Below are 17,781 nucleotides of genomic sequence, written 5' to 3'. Positions count from 1 at the left end.
ATGGATGTACGCCGCGAAACAAGATAATAGTTGGTATAACAGCAACAAGAAAGACGAGGAAAGAGGGAAAGCGGATGAAAACGCAGTTTATCGCCGGCCATGCGCGGCTGCCGGCCGGAATGGCGGCCAAAAGCCTTTACGATACGCTGACGATCACAGCGGAAATTGATAAAAAATACGGGGTGATCGTGGAGGCATCATGCACACTGGCTACTGAACATGGGCGCGATTATGTCGCCCGGCTGCTGCGCGGCCATTCACTGCGCGACGGCATTGACGAGCTGTTGGCGGAGCTTGACGAAGGGTATTTAGGGAAAGCCCATTCTGCTCTGTGCGCGGCGCTGAAAGATTTGTACAAACAATATTGCAAAATGGAGGAGAAAGAGCCATAAGCCGCTGCCCCCTCATCGGTTGATGGGGGGCAGCGGCGTTTTGGTGCGGGTCAGCGGTTTGGCCCCCCATGATTTCGTTCGTGATTCAGTTTTCAGCTGGCCGCCATGCCGGCAGCGTTTTGCGCAACGGTTTGTCTTGGCGGTAACCGAGCACATATTCGGCCTGCATGATCGTATGAATTTCCCGTGTTCCTTCGTAAATGACCGGCGCTTTCGAGTTGCGCAAGTAGCGCTCGACCGGGTATTCGTTCGAATAGCCGTAGGCGCCATGGATTTGCACGGCATCGTCGGCCGCCTGGTTCGCGTAGTCGCAGGCGATCCATTTGGCGAGCGATGTTTCCCGCGTGCAGCGGCGGCCTTCGTTTTTCAAAAAGCCGACTTTGTACACGAGCAGGCGGCTGATTTGCAGGCCGGCTTCCATACGGGCGATCATTTGCTGGACGAGCTGATGGCGGCCGATTTCTTTGCCGAATGTTTTTCGTTCGTGGCAGTATTTCACGCTCGCCTCAAGACATGCCATAATGAGGCCGACCGCGCCGGCGGCGACGGTGAAACGGCCGTTGTCAAGCGCGGACATGGCGATTTTGAATCCTTCGCCTTCTTCCCCGAGCAAGTTTTCTTTCGGGACGCGGACGTTGTCGAAAAACAGCTCGCCAGTGTTTCCGGAACGAATGCCAAGCTTCCCTTTGATCGGGCGCGACGAAAAGCCGGGCATCGTCCGTTCGACGATAAAGGCGGAAATGCCGCGGTGCTTTTTCGATTTGTCCGTATAGGCGAATACGAGAAAATGGTCAGCGATGTCAGCGAGGGAAATCCACGTTTTTTGTCCGTTTAAAATATAGTCATCGCCATCGCGGACAGCGGTCGTCTGGATCGAAGCGACGTCTGAGCCGGCATTCGGTTCGGTCAGGCCGAACGCGCCGATTTTTTCCCCGCGGGCTTGTGGGACGAGATATTTTTGCTTTTGTTCTTCAGTTCCCCACTGAAGGAGCGTCAAACTGTTCAGCCCGGTGTGAACCGATACGGCGGTGCGAAACGCCGTATCGCCGCGTTCGAGCTCTTCGCAGACGATGGCAAGCGAGTTGTAATCCATGCCCATGCCGCCGTATTCTTCCGGGATGCACACTCCCATTAAATTGAGCTCGGCGAGCCGTTTGAAAATGTTGCGGTCGAATTCGCCGCGTTCGTCCCATTCTTTGATATACGGCATGATCTCTTTGTCGACGAATTTGCGCACCGTTTGCCGGAGCATTTCTTGTTCGGGTGTAAAGTCGAAGTTCATCATCGTTTCCATCCCCCTATGCAACTGTTTGTTTTTCATGGTTTTCGTGTCAACGTTCGTTTCCCTTGTTTCAGCGGGCGCTGAAGCGGTTGAGGAGAGCAACGGTTTATTCATTGGTTTTTGTCGTACGGACCGTTTTCAGCGGCCGGTTTGCCTTGCCATCCAGCTTCGACCTCGCCGTTATGCTCGCCGGCCAGCGGGGGCGGCAGCCGATAAGACACCGCCGTGTCAGACAGTTTCAGTGGGCTGGCGACAAGCGTTAACGGACCGACGATTGGATGGTGCACCGTGACTGTCATCTTGCGCGCCGCCGTTTGCGGATGGCGGAACAGTTCATCGAGCGTCTGCACCGGTCCGCATGGAATGCCTTTCTCGGCGAGAAGGCGCTGCCACTCGGCCCGCGTCCGCCGCTTGATTTCCTCGTTCAGCCGCCGGTTCAGCTCTTCGCGATGGGCGACTCGGCCGGGATTGGTTTGAAAGCGCGGATCGGTTCCAAGCGAGTGATCGGACAACAACGAGCAAAGCGCTTGAAATTGTCGGTCATTGCCGACGGCGATGACGATCGGACCGTCGCTTGCCTCGTACGTTGAATACGGAACGATGTTCGGATGCTCATTGCCAAGCGGCTGCGGAATGTCACCTGACATTAAGTAGTTCGCCGCCACATTCACCAATGCACTGACAGCGCAGTCAAAGAGCGATAAATCAATTTTTTGTCCGCGCCCCGTTTTTTCACGAGCCAAAAGCGCCGCTTCGATCGCGATGGCGGCATACAGGCCGGTGAACACATCCGTGACGGCGACGCCGACTTTGAGCGGGCCGGTGTCCGCAGTGCCGTTAATGCTCATCCAGCCGCTCATCGCCTGAATGATGTAGTCGTAGCCGGGAAGCGAAGCGAGCGGACCGGTTTCGCCGAACCCGGTGATCGAGCAGTAGATGAGGCGCGGGTTGAGGCGTGACAACGATTCATAGCCAAGTTCCCACTGTTCCATCGTTCCGGTCTTAAAATTGTGAATGAGGACATCAGCTGTTTCGGCGAGGCGGCGGATCGTCTCTTGTCCTTCTGCCGATTTTAAATTGACGGTGATGCTTCGTTTGTTTCGATTGACAGCGGTATAGTAAGCGCTCATGCCGTTTTGGAACGGCGGCCCCCAAAACCGGGTGTCATCCGACCCCCCGGGCGCTTCGACTTTGATGACATCAGCGCCTAAATCGCCTAAAATCATCGTCGCATACGGACCAGCCAACACGCGCGATAAGTCGAGCACGCGCACGCCATCGAGCGCTCCTGGCATCGATTTCCCTCCTTTCTGTTTACATGCAAAAAGCCGGTTCCTATACAGCGTGCAAGATAGGAACCGGCTTGAACGGACTGAGAAGGCATTCCGGCGCGGAGATGCCGTCAGGCCGTACAGTTCTTTTTGTGGTCGATGCATAAAAGCTGCCAACGCTGCCTGTCAGGCAACGGGGCTATCGGACAGATGGCAGGGGCCGTCCGGTCTGCACAAGCGGCCAAGCTGGCAGGAGACGGCTTATACGTTTATTATAGTGATTTGTTTGATAATTGTAAATAGTCGAACAAGAAATTCGTCAGCGAAAGCCGGCTGGCGAGGAGAAGATGCACGTAGCCGCGTGAATAGCTCTTCGATACAAATGAATGAAAAGAAATCGTCGCCCGGTCGGACAATTTGGCATGAAAAGGGCGCAACATTCACCTAAATTTCTATATAATTGTAGAGAAAGGGGAATCGATGACGCAAAAAAGGAAGTGATGGTGCATGTTTCAAGTGTTAGTCACGACAGACGCTAATTATCTTCCGCCGCTGAGAGTCTTGATGCATTCGCTGTTTTGCAACAACCGGCGCCCGTTTACGTTTTACTTGCTTTACTCGCGCATTGCCGAGGAAGAGATTCAGGCGCTTGGCGAGTTTGTTCGCCGGCAGGGGCATGAGCTGGTGCCGATTTACGTTGATCCGCAACTGTTTCATGATGCGCCTGTTTTCCGCCACTATACGGTGGAGATGTATTACCGTCTGGCGGCGCATTTGTTTTTGCCGCCAGACGTCGACCGTGTCTTGTACCTTGATCCGGATATTGTGGCGATCAACCCGATGGATGAGCTGTATGACATGGATTTTGAAGGGAACTTGTTCATTGCGGCTGAGCATACCCATTCGACGAAGGTGGCAAACTTGTTCAACAAGTTGCGGTTAAAAACGCCGAACGCGAAAGGCTATTTCAACACGGGCGTCATGATGATGAACATCGCGGCGATGCGCGAACACGTTCGGCTTGCGGACATTTACCAGTTCATTCGCGACAACCGGTTCAAGCTTGTTCTTCCTGACCAAGACGTCTTAAACGGGTTGTACTGGGACAAAATTAAACCGGTCGACTGCTACCGCTACAACTACGACGCGCGCTATTATGACTTTTTGCAGCTTTTGCCCAACCCGAAACACGATTTAGCTTGGATTGAGGAAAACACCGTTTTTATCCATTATTGCGGCAAGGAAAAACCGTGGAAAGACAATTACAAAGGGGAGTTGGGGCGGTTTTACAAACGGTACAGCCAAGTGTTGGAGCTCGAGGGCGAGGCGACGGTGTAGCGCGGCTTGAGAGACGTGTTTAACTTCCCTCCGAAAGAAGTCTCCTACTTCTAAACGTGAAGGTGCGCCAGCACCAGTGAAAGTAGGAGATGAATTTCGGTTGGCGTTAGCCAACGAATATGATAGAATATGGCTAGAACGGACACCTTCGGAACGAAGGGAAGCGTAAAGGGTTCTTGTGTGTGGCTTACCGTTCAGCGAACACACACAAGTCGCTTGAAGCCCCCACCTCTAAGCGAAGCGTAGGTGGTGGGTAGTTCACCAAAGAAAGTCTCTCACTTCAAGCAAAGCGAAGTGGAAGCGGTTCACAGGAAAAAGGCGCCCCATCAAAGCGGGCGCCATGTTCGATTACTGTTTGCGCTCTTGCCGGCGGATGCCGGCTGCCGCAGCGCGCGCCTGCGCCTCGAGGTCTTCATCCTATTTCGCGCAGGAGACTCCCACTTCAACGACCAAAGGGAGTAAGTGGGAGAGGAATGTGCGTTCCCCCTTTCTTTTGTGTATGATATAATAAAGGCATGGAGAAAACCGTTCAATAAAGGCACTCCAATAACGGCTGCTCGATGGATGGAGTTGGTTGCAGGAAACGTTGCAACCGTAAAACATCGAGCGTAGGTCTGTCTGTTGTGTGTGGAAGCCAAGTACTGCCAACAGACACACCGAGAGAATCGGTAACGATGCAGGCATGACCTGCGTCGTTGGGTAGTCGTCAACCTGCCCCCTGATGCAACCCCAAGTCAAGGAAGGAGGACGAAGTCCGTTTGCACTTCTGGGGAGTTGCAAGCCCCCACTTCAAGCGTTCGCGAAGTGGGGGTAGTTGACGGTCGGCAAATTCCGCCGAATATTCGACGTCAATGCCGTCAGATTTCAATTGTTTGGGAACCTGCGGCAAAGTCGCCTTGTTTTTGTCGCGCGTCCGTTGTCCGCGAGAACGGCCCATCATCCATGCCCCCTATAAAGAAGTGTGAATCGTACGATTCATTCATTAGCATGGCATGGACGGCGCCAGCGTATAAATAGCAATCGTTTCTAGTGGCGCGCCTTTTTGGCCGTATAGCCGCCCGCTTGGTCCGCCATTTTAAAATCGCGGGCATAGCTTACTTCTTGGGCGCTTGTCAGCGTATGCTTCGATTTTTCGCGTTTTCGTTTTTCCGCCATCGCTTGTTCCCTCGCTTTGCATCAATATTCCTTTAGTTCCATTTTGCGCAAAACCAGCCGTTTTTATGCGTAAAAAAGAGGATGTCCGTTTGGACAGCCTCTTTTTGCATCAGATGCGCTCTTGCGCGGCTTATGCCTCTTTGCGCTGTTCTTCATTGTGGGCAAAGGAAGGATGGCGCATTGTATAGAGCGTGTAGTTGTCTTTTGTAATTTCGTACAAATTGTATACATCCGCGCCGATTTGCTCGAGCAGCGCCCGCCGCGTTTCATTGGCCGGCGTGACGTACGGCAGTTTTTCCGTCGCTTTGATCGAGCGCACATTGACTTTGCGGATGCGCAAAAACACCGTTTCGATGGAAAGCTCATAAAACAGTTCGTGGAAAAACGCTTCCTTGGCGCGCCGATTGTAACCGAGCCCGTGATACGGTTTGCCAAGCCACGTTCCTAAAAAGCCGGCGCCATCTTGGATATCAAAGAGGCTGATCGTGCCGATCGGGTTTCCCCATTCGTCCAAAATCGTGCGCGAAATGAGCTCGCCTCGTTCTTCCGCCTCGATGAGCTGTTTCGTCATGAACAAAAACTCCTCATACGAGCCGGCTTTTTGGCGCACAAAAGGGAAGACATCCGGGTGCACCATCAGCTCGTACAGCGCATGACAGTCTTGCAGCTCGCGTTTTTTCAGCATGGCCAATCCCTCCTTTAGTCCCGAGGGCAGCCTCCTAGCGGGAAACCACCCTCGAAATTTTTTTATAAAAACATCGTTAAAAAAATTTCGGGGTGGGAATCGAACCCACTAGAACCAGCGCGAGCGCTGGTGGCGCACCATTTGCCTTCCCCTCATTCTTGTCAGTATGCGGTTATGAACAACAACTGGCCTGAAGTCTCTTTTATCATACACGATCAAGTGTAAAAAGGGAATTGCTTTTTTGTTAATTTTTTTTGGATATTTTTTGTCGAGCGTCTGAAAAAAACAGGTCCGTGAGACAGTCTTCCAACGTCGGAAACGAAAAGCGAAAACCGGCCTGCAACAGCTTTTCCGGGATGACGCGCTGCCCATCAGCAACGAGCATGCTCATTTCACCGAGGACAGGGCGAAGTGCCCAGGCGGGAACCGGAAACCAATGCGGACGGCGAAGAAGACGAGAGACTGTGCGGCCGAACTCGTCCATTTGCACAGGATGGGGAGCGGTGAAATTGATCGGGCCGGACAATTCCTCGTGTTCGATGATGTACGAGACTGCGCGCACGACGTCTTCAAGATGAATCCACGACAGCCATTGCCGTCCGCTGCCGATTGGGCCGCCGACAAACAGCCGGTACGGCTTGATCATCATCGGCAAGGCGCCGCCATGTCGGGCAAACACGACGCCAAAGCGAGCGTAGACGGTGCGAATGCCAAGCTGCTCAATCGGACGGGCCGATGCTTCCCATGCTTGGACGGTCTGGGCTAGAAAGTCGCCGCCGTAATCGGTCGTTTGTTCGGTAAATGTTGCGGAGTCCGAAGTGCCGTAAATGCCGATGGCGCTGGCGTTGATAAACAACGACGGGGGGCGGGACAGTGAATCGATGCAGCGGCCCATCGCTTCGGTGGATCGAAGGCGGCTGTCAAGGATGATCTCTTTTTGCTTCGCCGTCCAACGTTTTCGATTGAGCGGCTCCCCGGCTAAATTAATGGCGACATCGACAACTTCAGGCTTTCGGTCGTTGTCGAAGGAAAGATAATGAATGCTGCCTTCGGAAGGTTTGGGAGAGCGGGTGAAAATGTAAATCTCATGTCCTTGCTTGGAAAAATGGCGGGCGAGCGCCTGGCCGATCAGCCCAGTGCCGCCGTTGATGGCGATGCGCATCTTGATTCCTCTTCCATTGGTTTATTTTATGACTTCGCTTTTGGTGTCAGAAGTTCCTGCTTATGATACGATAAAAGATAAGGGGGACAAACAATGGGAACGATTGCCGACATTGCCGCAACCGAACAAAATGCTGAACGATTTTGGATTGTCGTGCACCGTGACGGCGCACCATCGTTGAGATTGACAGTTGATCAAGATGTATTGCTTCAATTCCGCTTGAAAAAAGGGATGGAGATCAGCGACGACCTGCTTCAACATATTGTGTATGCCGATGAGGTGAAAAAGGCGTATCAACAGGCGCTTTACTTTTTGGCGCACCGGATGCGTTCGGAGCATGAGGTCGCCGCACACTTGCGAAAAAAAGGCGCTCCGGATTCGGTGATTGATGAAGTGCTCAAAAAACTTCGCGCCGAGCGGTATGTCGGTGACGAGGCGTTTGCCGCCGCTTATGTGCGCACGCAAAAAAAGACGGCGGCGAAAGGGCCGCTTCTTGTGCGCGCCGAACTGGAACGGCTCGGCGTTCCCGACCGCTTGATCGAGCAGAGTTTGGCGGAGTATACGTTGGATGAACAGATGGCCATCGCCCGCTCGCTTTACGAAAAAGCGAAAAAACAGCGCCGGGATGAATCGGCTCGCGCGTTTTTGGAACGGGTGCGGCAGCAGCTGATGCGCAAAGGGTTTCCACATGAGGTGATTGCCGCCGTTTTGGCGGATGGCGGCGCTCATACTGAACAAGAAGAACGGGAGGCGCTCAGTGTTCAGGCGGAGAAAGCGCACCGCCGTTATGCGCACCACCCGCGGCCGCTTTATGAGCAAAAGATGCGCCAAGCCCTGTACCGAAAAGGATTCGCACTTGACTTGATCAATGAATGGCTGCGCATGCACGGTAATGACGAGTGATCTCGAATGAAAGGATTTGAAAAAATTAGGGGATATTATCAGTTTTGTCGTTGAATGTTGATCACAAAATCGTTTCAGTTCTATAAATCAAGAGATGTTCTGAGCCCTTTGCCGAGTTCCATGTGGATGAAAACGATCCATCGGGAATGCTCAAAAAGGAGGCTTGCCTATGATCAAAGGAGAACAAAAACGGTACAGCGAAATGACGAAAGAAGAACTGCAACAAGAAATCGCCATGTTGACGGAAAAGGCACGCAAGGCGGAGCAGATGGGGATGGTGAACGAATACGCCGTCTACGAGCGGAAAATCGCCATGGCGAAGGCGTATATGCTTAATCCAGCTGATTTTCATCCTGGGGAGATTTATGAAATGGAAGGGGCGCCTGGAGAGTATTTTAAAGTCCGCTATTTAAAAGGAGTGTTTGCCTGGGGATGGCGGTTGAAAGGAAACGGAGAGGAGGAGGCGCTGCCGATTTCACTGCTTCGTAAACCGAATTTGCCTCAATCATGACGGGCGGGACAAGTTCACAGTCGGACGGAAAGAGAGCCTAAAAACCTAGGGAGGGTGTCTCCCTAGGTTGTTCCGCTACGACTGCTTGCGCGTCTGCCGCTCTAAAATGATGAGGTCAAGCGTTTGCTGCGTTTCGCCGTTCACTTGCGAGTGGGCGTGTTTTGGATTGGCCCACGGCTGCTGAAACGGGTTCGAATAAAAGTTGTCATAAAATTTTTTGTGCCGATGGTGACCCATGATTGTTCACCTCGCTGCGGAATGTGCCGGGGGAGTGCGGCGAACGATGCCGCGCTCCCCCTTCATGTTAAAAGAAATCGCTTCGTTCGCCGGAGGCGCGCATCCGTTCTTGCGGGTGGGTGTTGGTCGTGCCGTCGGCCCGCTTCGAGGCGTACTCGGCCTTGGCGCGCGGTTCGCCTTCGAGCTTGTTGTTGTTTTGGTTCGGGAAGTTGTGCGCTTTGTTCCGCACGGCACATTCCCTCCTTAACGGCGTGCTCGTGTTGGATGGCCAACACGTATTTTTATTATGGGACACCCTGTAGCGCTTATGTGTGGCAATGATTGGGGCGGAGCCCATCAGCCGTTTGGAGCAAGTTCGAGCTTTTTGCGCAGTTTGCCTTCGCTGAAAATCCAGCCGGTGTATGAGCTGACAATATTGAGATCGCGGTCGAGCTGGACGACAGCGACAAACGGGTAATACCCTTTGCTTCGATAGCGTAAATCAGTAAAGCGCACTTCGTAGTAATCATCGTATTCGTTCATTTCCCAACGGTAAACCGGGGAAAAAGATAAGAAAGCGGCGATATTTTCGTCGCGTTTGGCGGCGTTCATCACCGGATGGTCGGGAAGCGCACGCTTTTGGAAGCGGTCAAGGATGATGAGCTCGCCGCGTTTGACGCGGGCGACGTAAAATTTGTCGCAGGTTGAAATGGCTAAATGCCATTCGCGCGGCCGCCATGTCGGTACGGTGATGATCTCGGTCACCCCGGCGATCGAGGCGTGCACGAGCCGTTTGATGTTGGCCTGCTGGCGGAAGCGAAGCCCATAATACGCAGCGATAAGCACGTAGACGACAAGAAACGTATAACCGGGATGGGCGCCGAGAAACAAGCCGCCGACGCCGACCAAATGAAGCCCAAAAATGACCGGATCAAACGTATGAATCACGCCAAGGGCGATCCATTTTTTTGTAAACGGACGCAACGCCTGGGTTCCGTAAGAGTTAAAAATGTCAACAAATACGTGCAAGGCGACGGCAACAAACGTCCAAAGCCAAACGCGAAGCCAATCCGTTTTCGGATAGATGGCAGCCATCACGCTGACGATGAGCAACGGCCAAAGAACGACGGCGGGAATCGAATGGGTGATGCCGCGATGGTTGCGAATATATTTGGCGTTATTGCGCAACTTTAAAATCGTATCGATATCGGGTGCCTGTGATCCGGCGAGCGTGCCAATCAATACGGCATGGGATAAAAACGGGTCATGGGCAATGGCGGGATCGAGAGAGGCAAGACTGCCGAGCGCCACCCCCATCAAAACATGTGTGCCTGTATCCAACGTGAAGGCGCCTCCTTTGTCAGCGTCGTTTGTTAGTATATCCCGCCCGGGGTCGGGCCAATAACCATTCTCTTGTCCAGCTGGGGCAAACAACGGTATGGATATTGTATCATACGACGCCGACAGCCGGGGAGGGGCGGAATCACTAAAATTCATGGCCGACGCAAGCCGGCAGCGGATGGTATTTTGGCAAACAAAACAGCGCCCTGCTTTTGCACAGGACGCTGTTGGTTTTGGAAGAAGAGGTTTCAGTTGTCAGCTCCAAGCCGCTGGCCAATCGCTTTAAGCGCGGACAGGAAAAAGCGAATGGCGCGGTTGACATCAGGATCGTTCAGCGCCTTCAACAGGTCAAACAGCCCGATCTTTTTCGTCTCAACAGCTGTCTGTTCGTACGCCTCCATGGCGCCGGCGGCGATGTGCTCAAGCAGTTTCGCCGTTTTCTCCGGATCAAGTGAAGCAACAAGGCCAGCTATGGCGAACGCATGGTTGATCATCGTTGTCACCGGTTTTTGGTTGAGCTGGCCGACGACGATTTTCGCCACGTCTTCCCGCGCTTTTAACAAGGCGTTGGCCGCTTCGAGCAGGCCGCTTTCATGGAGCTGCTCGATGAACGCCAAGAGCTCGCGGACCGCCTCTTCGCTGTCGCCGACGGCGGCTTTCAGCTTGGCGAGCGCTTCGGCCCGTTTTTCCTCTTCTGTGACGCGGCGTTTTTGAATGGCGGTAATCGGTTTAGCCACCGACCGTCACCCCCTTGTTTTCCTCGGTGAGCGGCACGTAGTCGCTTCGCCGCCACTTCCGCTCCACCTCGACGCCGTTTTGCGGATGCCGCTTTTTAAAGCGCGGATTTGTGCGCGGCAGCGGCGTCTTGTCGGACCGTTCAATGACTTCCATGTGCACTCGGGCTTGTTTGTAAGCCGGCGTGTTCGTGCGATGGTCGGTTTGTGGGCCGGTCAGCATGTTAATGGCGCTCTCATTGGCTGTGGAGTGCATCGGCAAGAACAGTTCATTGCCTCTGACTCGATCGGTGACGAGCACGCCCCCTCGGCGTGCGGCAAGCCACGCCGGGGGTTTTTTGATATAATAAGGTGGATATGGATCATAGGCATCATGGGGGAAACGTTGAGTGACAAGAGAAACAGAGCGATTTCCAGCGCGCGAGTTTCAGCGCGATTTGCTTGACTGGTTCGCCCGCGAGCGCCGCGACCTGCCGTGGCGGAAAGGCCGCGACCCATATAAAGTATGGGTGTCGGAAGTGATGCTGCAGCAAACGCGCGTCGAGACGGTCATTCCGTATTTCGAAAAGTTTATTGAGCAATTTCCGACGCTGGAGGCGCTTGCTGACGCTGATGAGGACGAGGTGCTGAAGGCGTGGGAAGGGCTCGGCTATTACTCGCGCGTGCGCAATTTGCACGCGGCGGTGAAAGAAGTGAAAACGCGCTATGGCGGCAAAGTGCCGGACGATCCAGATGAATTTTCTAGGCTGAAAGGAGTCGGACCGTATACGGTCGGGGCGGTGTTGAGCCTCGCTTATGGCGTCCCGGAGCCGGCTGTTGACGGCAACGTAATGCGTGTCTTGTCGCGTCTGTTTCTCGTGACAGACGATATTGCCAAACCGTCGACGAGAAAACGATTTGAACAAATCGTCCGCGAAATTATGGCGTACGAAAACCCGGGAGCGTTTAACGAGGCGCTGATTGAGCTTGGCGCTCTTGTTTGCACACCGCGCCGCCCGTCGTGCCTTCTTTGTCCGGTGCAAGTCTACTGCCAAGCGTTCGCCGAAGGGGTGGCGGAAGAGCTGCCGGTGAAAACGAAAAAAACAGCGGTCAAACAAGTGCCGCTCGCAGTAGCGGTGCTGGCCGATGATGAAGGCCGCGTTCTCATTCGCAAGCGCGACAACACCGGTTTGCTTGCGAATTTATGGGAGTTCCCCAGCTGCGAAACGGACGGTGCAGATGGAAAAGAGAAGCTCGAGCAAATGGTTGGGGAGCAATACGGTTTGCAAGTAGAGCTTACAGAACCGATCGTTTCGTTTGAGCATGCGTTTTCCCATTTAGTCTGGCAGTTGACCGTGTTTCCCGGCCGCCTGATCAGCAGCGAGTCCATCAAGGAGCCTTTTCGGCTTGTGTCTGAAGATGAGCTCGAAGCGTACGCCTTTCCGGTGTCCCATCAACGTGTTTGGCGCGAATATAAAGAATGGGCGGGCGGAGTACGCCGCCCCGATTAATCAGGCACCGGCATCGTGCCGTGTGTATACGTTGCTTCACGGCGCCCAAGGCCGCCGCGCGCTTCGATTTCCTCGATGATTTCACGGTGAATCGTCTGCCCTTCGACGTTTAAATATGGAGCGATTTGTTGGAACGAATGATGAAAATAAGCGAGTTCGTCATCGGTCCATTCCGTTTTCGGAATCATCGACAGCTCAGTCATATCGCGGCCGACGTACATAGGCAGCCCCTCCCTCATCTATGGAATTCGGCTATATTATATGTATAAGGAGTGAAAAACATGAGCGGAAAAGTAGCAGTGGTCACCGGCAGCAGCCGCGGCATTGGCAAAGCGATCGCCTTGCGGCTGGCCAAGGAAGGATACGATATCGTGGTCAACTACGCCCGCAGTAAAACAGCTGCCGAAGAAACGGCGCGCGAAATTGAAGCGCTCGGGAGAAAAGCGCTCGTCGTCAAAGCGAACGTCGGCGACGTTGAGAAAATTCACGCCATGTTTGCCCAAATCGATGAGGTGTTCGGACGGGTCGACGTGCTCGTGAACAACGCTGCCTCCGGCGTGCTGCGCCCGGCGCTGGAACTTGAGGAAACGCATTGGAACTGGACGATGAACATCAACAGCAAAGCGCTTCTCTTTTGCGCCCAAGAAGCGGCGAAACGGATGGAGCGGGTTGGCGGCGGGAAAATTGTGAGCATCAGCTCGCTTGGGTCGATCCGCTATTTGGAAAACTATACGGCGGTCGGCGTCTCGAAAGCCGCTCTGGAAGCGCTGACCCGCTACTTAGCTGTCGAGCTGGCGCCGAAAAACATCGCCGTCAACGCCGTTTCCGGCGGGGCGGTCGATACCGATGCGCTGAAGCACTTCCCGAACCGTGAAGAGCTGCTCGCCGACGCGGCTGCGAACACGCCGGCTGGCCGCCCGGTCAAACCCGATGATATCGTCAACGCGGTTTTGTTTTTGCTCTCGGATGCAGCCGAGATGATTCGCGGGCAGACGATCATTGTCGATGGTGGAAGATCTTTACTTTTGTAACGTCAGCGGATAGAACGATCACCCCCGGGGCATAGTAAAGCACGTGGAGGTGAGAACAATGGCCAAACAACCGAACAAAACAGCAGCTGGCACAAACATTCAAGAAGTAAGACAACAAAATGCCCAATCGGCTCAAGCCGCTCAAGCTGGCCAATTTGCGACGGAATTTGCGGCTGAGACGAATGTGCAACACGTAAAACAACAAAATGCGCAAGCGGAAGCCCGCAAAGCGCAAAATGTCAATCAATAACCAACGATCATCCATGGCTGACGCCTGGCGGTTGTGACGACGGCGTATGTTGCTACAAGAGCGCAGGCGATAGGCCGAAGATGGAAGGAAAAAGCAGGGGCGGCGCGCCTCTGCTTTTTTTGTCGACAAAAGCTGTCATCTCTTTACAAGATTAGTGAAAGGGATTTGTGGGTGCGGGCGCGAAATGATGAAAGGAAATCACACGGCAAAGGGGAAGGGAGAACGGAATGGCGATGGAGCACGCATGGACGAATGTAGGCGACGAGGCGCTGTTTTTGCAACAGGAGATGGAGCGTTGCGAGGAGATCACCCGCCAGTTGGATGAACTTGAACGTGAAGCGCCGACCGCCGCCTTGCGCGAGGAAGTGCGGCAAATGAAACGGGAGGTGGAAGCCATCCGCCGCGCATTTTTAGGGCAGATGGCACCCGGTGTCTGACGGACAGGCTGCGTCCTTGAGCCAACGCGCCAGTTGCCTTTTCCTCAGTAAGGCGGCCTGCTTTTCTTTCCTTTTGCAAAAGGAACAGGGTATAATATAACGAAGAAGCTCCCATCGGAAAGTAGGGAAGAATGATGCCAGTTTACCCTCGGGAAGGGAAAATCATTCAAATCCATAGCTACAAACATAATGGGACGATTCACCGGATTTGGCAGGAAACGGTCGTATTAAAAGGGACGCCATCGTATGTGATCGGCGGCAATAACAAAACACTCGTCATGGAAGCGGACGGCCGGACGTGGGTGACGCGCGAACCGGCGATTTGTTTTTTTCATGCTAAGCATTGGTTTAACATTATCGCCATGATTCGTGAGGACGGGGTGTACTACTATTGCAATTTAAGCTCGCCGTTCGTTTGGGATGAAGAAGCGCTGAAGTACATCGATTATGATTTGGATATTAAAGTGTTTCCCGATATGACGTACATGCTGCTGGATGAAGATGAGTATGAGCGGCATCGCCGCGAAATGCACTATCCCGATGTGATCGACCGCATTTTAAAAAACAACGTTCAAAAACTGATCGGCTGGATTAAGGAGCGGAAAGGGCCGTTTGCGCCCGAGTTCATCGACAAATGGTACGGAGTGTTTCAGGCGTACCAAACGTAAATAGCGGCATGAAAAAAGCCTGTTCGGCATCGCTGGCAGGTTTTTTCTGCTTTTTTTGTCGAAAGAGGCGCGCATGAGGAACTGATGGAAAAGGGAGGAAGCTATTATCATTTGTTGACGATCCAGCAGTTGCAGTAGTAAGCAAAAATATTAAGAAAATGTTGTCTGATGCCAAAGACTTCTTGACCCAAGCACCGTGGACGATGATTTTCCCTGGATTGGCGATCATGCTGACGGTGCTTGGCTTTAACTTAATGGGCGACGGGCTGCGCGACGCGCTTGACCCGCGGATGAAAAATTGAGACAGGCGGCCTGCTAGGAGCGGCCGCCTGCCGACTTTTCGAGCTGTTTGGCCAATTCGTCATCGTAATGGTAATGGTGAAAACTATCAATTAACTTGTCTAAATGCTCAAGCCGGTCTCCATAATCAATGATGGCGCCGAGTAACGAAAATAGGCGGTAATCGGAAGGTGGCTGCCCGTCGGCGTAAATCATGGAAGCGAGCTGCCCCCGTTCGCGATCGATGCCTTCTGCCCACATGTGATGGGGAAGCGGCTTTGCTTGATGGACAAACTTCAGCAACATTTGCTCGTGATACCCAACCAGGCTGCCAAGGTGCAGGCAGATGGCATGGCGAAACGGGTCGGACAGGCGGCCCAACTCATTCTCAAGGCGGTGGAGCCATTTTAATACGGACAGCGCCCGGTCGGCTGAGGCGATCATTTGCCGGTACAGCACAAGCTTGCGCGACTTTTGGAAGCGTTGGCGTCGAAAATAGGTGCGTTCTTCTTTATACATTAAATACAAGTGCTCCAGTTTCGTCATTTCCTCGTGCAACGTTTCGATCTCGTCCTTTAAGTGATGATGATCGGCCGCCTGCTGTTGACAAAGGCGAATCCATTTCAAAATTGCTTCCGTCTCATCGCGAATTTTTTCGTACAATTTCTTTTCATACTTTGGCGGCAAGAAAATCAAGTTGACAAGAAAGGCGGCGAAAATGCCGAACATAATCGTTAAAAAGCGGATGGCCGCAAATTCGATAAATTGGCGGTCCGTGTATTCCATAATGGCAATGACGGTGACAAGCGCCACGGAAATTGTCGACGATTCAAGGCGCATTTTTAGGCAAAGAGCGATCACAACCATGAGCGTCAAGCCGACGACCAGCGGGTCGCGGCCGAGGATAAGAACCGCCGCAATCGCGAACAAGGCGCCGATCACGTTCGCCTGCACTTGTTCGATGAGTGACAAATATGAGCGATAAATGGTTGGCTGCATGGCAAATACAGCGGAAATGCCGGCGAACACCGGTGACGGAAAGTGAAAGAGCGCCGCCAAAAACAAGGCGAGCGCCACCGCGATCCCCGTTCTGAAAATGCGGGCACCGAGCTTCATCTATGGAAACCTCTCCTTTTCCATTTTCGTAGACCATTCAGTACTATACACACTTTTAGATATGAGTGCAAGGAAAAAATATAACGCCCTGCCGAAATCAGCAGGGCGTGAAGGATCAAAAGGCGATCGGAGCATGTGCATCGCGCCGATTGGAGAGGCGGATTGCCATCTCTTGGAGGAAATGGTCGCCATTCAGCCATTGGGTTCGCCCCGTTGTGGAACGGATGAGCGCCAGCGGCTGGCCGGGAGCGAGCGGTTCAGCATGGCCGCCCTGCGGACGAGAGGCGATGAATACACGGGAGGAATCATCCGTTTTCCAAAGCGCTCCGGCTGTTCCGGCGACCCATACGGCTTCTTGTTCGAAGCTGGCGGCCAAACATGCCGGCAGCTGTCCGATAGACGGCAAGCTGTGTCGTTTGGCCGTGTCGGGCCAAAAGGCAGCTCCGGCTGCCTCGAGCAGGCTGTAACCGTGGTCGTAAATGAGCGTTTCCAAAGCGCCAACAGACATTTCCCCGCAATGGACAAGCATGCCGGCTGAACCGAGCCGCTGATGGCAAAAGAAAGACTCCGCCCCATTGGCATAGGCGAACAAAGCGGCTGAGGCGAAAAACGGATGGGATATATCCGGTTCGCGCAACAAATCAGCCAGTGTATATGCTTGATAGATCACATGAGTGTGGCCGAGCGAAGCAACGCGGACGTGCGGCTCGCGTTCCATAGCGGCCGTCAGTCGAAACAAGCGGTCTGATAACGAAAATACATCGCCTGGCAGCATGGCGATTTGCCAAAACAAGGCGCTTTCATCTGCGGATGGCCGGATGGTTTCGAACAGAAGAATGAAGCCAAACTGTTTGCACAATTGACGAAGGTGCGCCCGAACCCGCTCAGCGTCAGCGGAAGGCGCAACGTGTATATGACCGACGGTGAAATAGCTGTTTGTTGCAATTTCCGGATTTTGTCCAGCATTCGCGAGTTTTTCCATCCATAGTTTGCGCGGGATGTCCAGCTGAATCGCAGCGTTTCCTTTTGCGCCCCATTGGGCAAGCGCCTGAAGGACAGCTTGGACATGTTCGTTGGTCGGGATGTTCCGCTTTTCCACTGCCGCCAACAACAGGGCGCCGCGCTGGTTCGCTTCGTTTGCCAAACGATATGTACGTTGCTCCATGTATACTTAGGCGCGGTCGGGAGGGCGTTCTCCCCTCGGCGCCGGTCACCTCCTCCACTGCTTGCCGGATGAAAAATGCGAGTCTTAATTTTCAGAATTTGGTGTTTATCTTAATTAGGCGAGAAGACTCCCACTTCAACGAAGCGAAGCGGAGTAAGTGGGAGATGAATCGCCTTAACTATATTTTGCTGAAAATAGGATAGATTCAGTAAAATATAGTATAATATAGTTAGATGGGAGGTGAAAACATGTATTTTTGTATCAAACAACAGCTAAATGGTTTGACCAAAGAAGAATACTTGACTCTTCGAGAACTGTGCCATATTGCCAAGAACATGTACAACGTCGGATTGTA

General features: G+C 53.2%; 21 protein-coding genes and 3 pseudogenes. 10 read left to right on the top strand and 14 right to left on the bottom strand.

Annotated elements, in window-relative coordinates; all coding sequences use genetic code 11:
* Nucleotides 1–74: 74 nt before the first annotated feature.
* Nucleotides 75–392 (top strand): DUF3870 domain-containing protein, encoded by a 318-nt coding sequence (locus CD000_RS13345; protein ID WP_033005473.1) that lies wholly within the window; start codon nt 75–77, stop codon nt 390–392.
* Between the two features lie 85 nt (nt 393–477).
* Here the strand turns inward: CD000_RS13345 and CD000_RS13340 are convergent, their stop codons facing one another.
* Together CD000_RS13340 and CD000_RS13335 are read right to left on the bottom strand one after the other, a co-directional pair.
* The gene (locus CD000_RS13340; protein WP_023633705.1) at nt 478–1,677 is read right to left on the bottom strand and encodes an acyl-CoA dehydrogenase family protein; all 1,200 of its coding nucleotides are present in this window, start codon (nt 1,675–1,677) and stop codon (nt 478–480) included.
* 107 nt (nt 1,678–1,784) lie between these two features.
* Nucleotides 1,785–2,969: a CaiB/BaiF CoA transferase family protein gene (locus CD000_RS13335; RefSeq protein ID WP_096225837.1), complete on the bottom strand. Its 1,185-nt coding sequence runs from the start codon at nt 2,967–2,969 to the stop codon at nt 1,785–1,787.
* Nucleotides 2,970–3,452: 483 nt separating this feature from the next.
* Here CD000_RS13335 and CD000_RS13330 point away from each other — a divergent pair, with 483 nt between their 5' ends.
* Nucleotides 3,453–4,283: a glycosyltransferase family 8 protein gene (locus CD000_RS13330; protein WP_096225836.1), complete on the top strand. Its 831-nt coding sequence runs from the start codon at nt 3,453–3,455 to the stop codon at nt 4,281–4,283.
* Between the two features lie 814 nt (nt 4,284–5,097).
* Here the strand turns inward: CD000_RS13330 and CD000_RS13315 are convergent.
* The 4 genes and pseudogenes from CD000_RS13315 to CD000_RS13300 form a co-directional block, all read right to left on the bottom strand.
* A pseudogene (locus CD000_RS13315) lies at nt 5,098–5,220 on the bottom strand (YfhD family protein); the annotation flags it as partial.
* 89 nt (nt 5,221–5,309) lie between these two features.
* Nucleotides 5,310–5,438: a YfhE family protein gene (locus CD000_RS13310; RefSeq protein WP_011229953.1), complete on the bottom strand. Its 129-nt coding sequence runs from the start codon at nt 5,436–5,438 to the stop codon at nt 5,310–5,312.
* 130 nt (nt 5,439–5,568) lie between these two features.
* Nucleotides 5,569–6,123, bottom strand: a complete 555-nt coding sequence (locus tag CD000_RS13305; protein ID WP_096225835.1) for a GNAT family N-acetyltransferase — start codon at nt 6,121–6,123, stop codon at nt 5,569–5,571.
* Between the two features lie 244 nt (nt 6,124–6,367).
* Nucleotides 6,368–7,285 (bottom strand): TIGR01777 family oxidoreductase, encoded by a 918-nt coding sequence (locus tag CD000_RS13300; protein ID WP_096225834.1) that lies wholly within the window; start codon nt 7,283–7,285, stop codon nt 6,368–6,370.
* A 93-nt stretch (nt 7,286–7,378) separates the two neighbouring features.
* On the opposite strand from CD000_RS13300, the gene recX reads away from it, so the two are divergent.
* On the top strand, nt 7,379–8,188 hold the full coding sequence (gene recX, locus CD000_RS13295; RefSeq protein ID WP_096225833.1) for a recombination regulator RecX: 810 nt from the start codon (nt 7,379–7,381) through the stop codon (nt 8,186–8,188).
* Between the two features lie 169 nt (nt 8,189–8,357).
* Nucleotides 8,358–8,699: a YfhH family protein gene (locus CD000_RS13290; protein ID WP_025949110.1), complete on the top strand. Its 342-nt coding sequence runs from the start codon at nt 8,358–8,360 to the stop codon at nt 8,697–8,699.
* A 75-nt stretch (nt 8,700–8,774) separates the two neighbouring features.
* Here the strand turns inward: CD000_RS13290 and CD000_RS13285 are convergent, their stop codons facing one another.
* From CD000_RS13285 to CD000_RS13265, 5 genes and pseudogenes are all read right to left on the bottom strand, one after another.
* Nucleotides 8,775–8,936 (bottom strand): YpzG family protein, encoded by a 162-nt coding sequence (locus CD000_RS13285; protein ID WP_011229958.1) that lies wholly within the window; start codon nt 8,934–8,936, stop codon nt 8,775–8,777.
* 67 nt (nt 8,937–9,003) lie between these two features.
* Entirely contained in the window at nt 9,004–9,165 is a 162-nt protein-coding gene (locus CD000_RS13280; protein WP_011229959.1) for a small, acid-soluble spore protein K, read from the bottom strand.
* A gap of 107 nt (nt 9,166–9,272) precedes the next feature.
* Entirely contained in the window at nt 9,273–10,256 is a 984-nt protein-coding gene (locus CD000_RS13275; RefSeq protein ID WP_096225832.1) for a metal-dependent hydrolase, read from the bottom strand.
* A 248-nt stretch (nt 10,257–10,504) separates the two neighbouring features.
* Nucleotides 10,505–10,993: a helical membrane plugin domain-containing protein gene (locus CD000_RS13270; RefSeq protein ID WP_096225831.1), complete on the bottom strand. Its 489-nt coding sequence runs from the start codon at nt 10,991–10,993 to the stop codon at nt 10,505–10,507.
* Nucleotides 10,986–11,291: pseudogene (locus CD000_RS13265) on the bottom strand (molybdopterin dinucleotide binding domain-containing protein); the annotation flags it as partial. The gene CD000_RS13270 and the pseudogene CD000_RS13265, both read right to left, overlap by 8 nt.
* An 88-nt stretch (nt 11,292–11,379) precedes the next feature.
* Between CD000_RS13265 and mutY the strand changes: the two are divergent.
* Nucleotides 11,380–12,480 carry an A/G-specific adenine glycosylase gene (gene mutY, locus CD000_RS13260; protein ID WP_096225830.1) on the top strand — a complete coding sequence of 367 codons (1,101 nt, stop codon included), beginning with the start codon at nt 11,380–11,382 and terminating at the stop codon, nt 12,478–12,480.
* Here the strand turns inward: mutY and CD000_RS13255 are convergent.
* Nucleotides 12,477–12,701 carry a hypothetical protein gene (locus CD000_RS13255; protein WP_011229968.1) on the bottom strand — a complete coding sequence of 75 codons (225 nt, stop codon included), beginning with the start codon at nt 12,699–12,701 and terminating at the stop codon, nt 12,477–12,479. The two genes, mutY and CD000_RS13255, sit on opposite strands and share 4 nt — an antisense overlap.
* A gap of 60 nt (nt 12,702–12,761) precedes the next feature.
* On the opposite strand from CD000_RS13255, the gene fabL reads away from it, so the two are divergent.
* The 5 genes and pseudogenes from fabL to CD000_RS13230 form a co-directional block, all read left to right on the top strand.
* The gene (gene fabL, locus CD000_RS13250) at nt 12,762–13,511 is read left to right on the top strand and encodes an enoyl-[acyl-carrier-protein] reductase FabL (RefSeq protein ID WP_096225829.1); all 750 of its coding nucleotides are present in this window, start codon (nt 12,762–12,764) and stop codon (nt 13,509–13,511) included.
* Nucleotides 13,512–13,569: 58 nt separating this feature from the next.
* Nucleotides 13,570–13,761 carry a gamma-type small acid-soluble spore protein gene (locus CD000_RS13245; RefSeq protein ID WP_011229970.1) on the top strand — a complete coding sequence of 64 codons (192 nt, stop codon included), beginning with the start codon at nt 13,570–13,572 and terminating at the stop codon, nt 13,759–13,761.
* 227 nt (nt 13,762–13,988) lie between these two features.
* Nucleotides 13,989–14,198, top strand: a complete 210-nt coding sequence (locus CD000_RS13240; protein ID WP_011229971.1) for a YgaB family protein — start codon at nt 13,989–13,991, stop codon at nt 14,196–14,198.
* A 134-nt stretch (nt 14,199–14,332) separates the two neighbouring features.
* A complete protein-coding gene (gene ntdP, locus CD000_RS13235) occupies nt 14,333–14,866 on the top strand; it encodes a nucleoside tri-diphosphate phosphatase (protein WP_011229972.1) in 534 nt (177 codons plus the stop codon).
* 155 nt (nt 14,867–15,021) lie between these two features.
* Nucleotides 15,022–15,168, top strand: a pseudogene (locus CD000_RS13230) (ABC transporter permease); the annotation flags it as partial.
* 13 nt (nt 15,169–15,181) lie between these two features.
* On the opposite strand, the gene CD000_RS13225 reads toward CD000_RS13230, so the two are convergent.
* Entirely contained in the window at nt 15,182–16,261 is a 1,080-nt protein-coding gene (locus CD000_RS13225) for an FUSC family protein (protein WP_096225828.1), read from the bottom strand.
* Between the two features lie 115 nt (nt 16,262–16,376).
* Nucleotides 16,377–17,405 (bottom strand): glutamate synthase, encoded by a 1,029-nt coding sequence (locus tag CD000_RS13220; protein WP_096226296.1) that lies wholly within the window; start codon nt 17,403–17,405, stop codon nt 16,377–16,379.
* Nucleotides 17,406–17,781: the final 376 nt, after the last annotated feature.

The sequence above is a fragment of the Geobacillus sp. FJAT-46040 genome (assembly GCF_002335725.1).
Lineage (GTDB): Bacteria > Bacillota > Bacilli > Bacillales > Anoxybacillaceae > Geobacillus > Geobacillus thermoleovorans.
Note: the sequence above shows the minus strand (reverse complement) of the source record. Positions and strands in the feature narration are given on the sequence as shown.

Excerpts from the sequence above, each read along its gene's own strand:
- CD000_RS13345 (WP_033005473.1), top strand. The coding sequence starts at position 75 with ATGAAAACGCAGTTTATCGCCGGCCATGCGCGGCTGCCGGCCGGAATG.
- CD000_RS13340 (WP_023633705.1), bottom strand. The coding sequence starts at position 1,677 with ATGATGAACTTCGACTTTACACCCGAACAAGAAATGCTCCGGCAAACG.
- CD000_RS13335 (WP_096225837.1), bottom strand. The coding sequence starts at position 2,969 with ATGCCAGGAGCGCTCGATGGCGTGCGCGTGCTCGACTTATCGCGCGTG.
- CD000_RS13330 (WP_096225836.1), top strand. The coding sequence starts at position 3,453 with ATGTTTCAAGTGTTAGTCACGACAGACGCTAATTATCTTCCGCCGCTG.
- CD000_RS13310 (WP_011229953.1), bottom strand. The coding sequence starts at position 5,438 with ATGGCGGAAAAACGAAAACGCGAAAAATCGAAGCATACGCTGACAAGC.
- CD000_RS13305 (WP_096225835.1), bottom strand. The coding sequence starts at position 6,123 with ATGCTGAAAAAACGCGAGCTGCAAGACTGTCATGCGCTGTACGAGCTG.
- CD000_RS13300 (WP_096225834.1), bottom strand. The coding sequence starts at position 7,285 with ATGCGCATCGCCATCAACGGCGGCACTGGGCTGATCGGCCAGGCGCTC.
- recX (WP_096225833.1), top strand. The coding sequence starts at position 7,379 with ATGGGAACGATTGCCGACATTGCCGCAACCGAACAAAATGCTGAACGA.
- CD000_RS13290 (WP_025949110.1), top strand. The coding sequence starts at position 8,358 with ATGATCAAAGGAGAACAAAAACGGTACAGCGAAATGACGAAAGAAGAA.
- CD000_RS13285 (WP_011229958.1), bottom strand. The coding sequence starts at position 8,936 with ATGGGTCACCATCGGCACAAAAAATTTTATGACAACTTTTATTCGAAC.
- CD000_RS13255 (WP_011229968.1), bottom strand. The coding sequence starts at position 12,701 with ATGTACGTCGGCCGCGATATGACTGAGCTGTCGATGATTCCGAAAACG.
- fabL (WP_096225829.1), top strand. The coding sequence starts at position 12,762 with ATGAGCGGAAAAGTAGCAGTGGTCACCGGCAGCAGCCGCGGCATTGGC.
- CD000_RS13245 (WP_011229970.1), top strand. The coding sequence starts at position 13,570 with ATGGCCAAACAACCGAACAAAACAGCAGCTGGCACAAACATTCAAGAA.
- CD000_RS13240 (WP_011229971.1), top strand. The coding sequence starts at position 13,989 with ATGGCGATGGAGCACGCATGGACGAATGTAGGCGACGAGGCGCTGTTT.
- ntdP (WP_011229972.1), top strand. The coding sequence starts at position 14,333 with ATGCCAGTTTACCCTCGGGAAGGGAAAATCATTCAAATCCATAGCTAC.
- CD000_RS13225 (WP_096225828.1), bottom strand. The coding sequence starts at position 16,261 with ATGAAGCTCGGTGCCCGCATTTTCAGAACGGGGATCGCGGTGGCGCTC.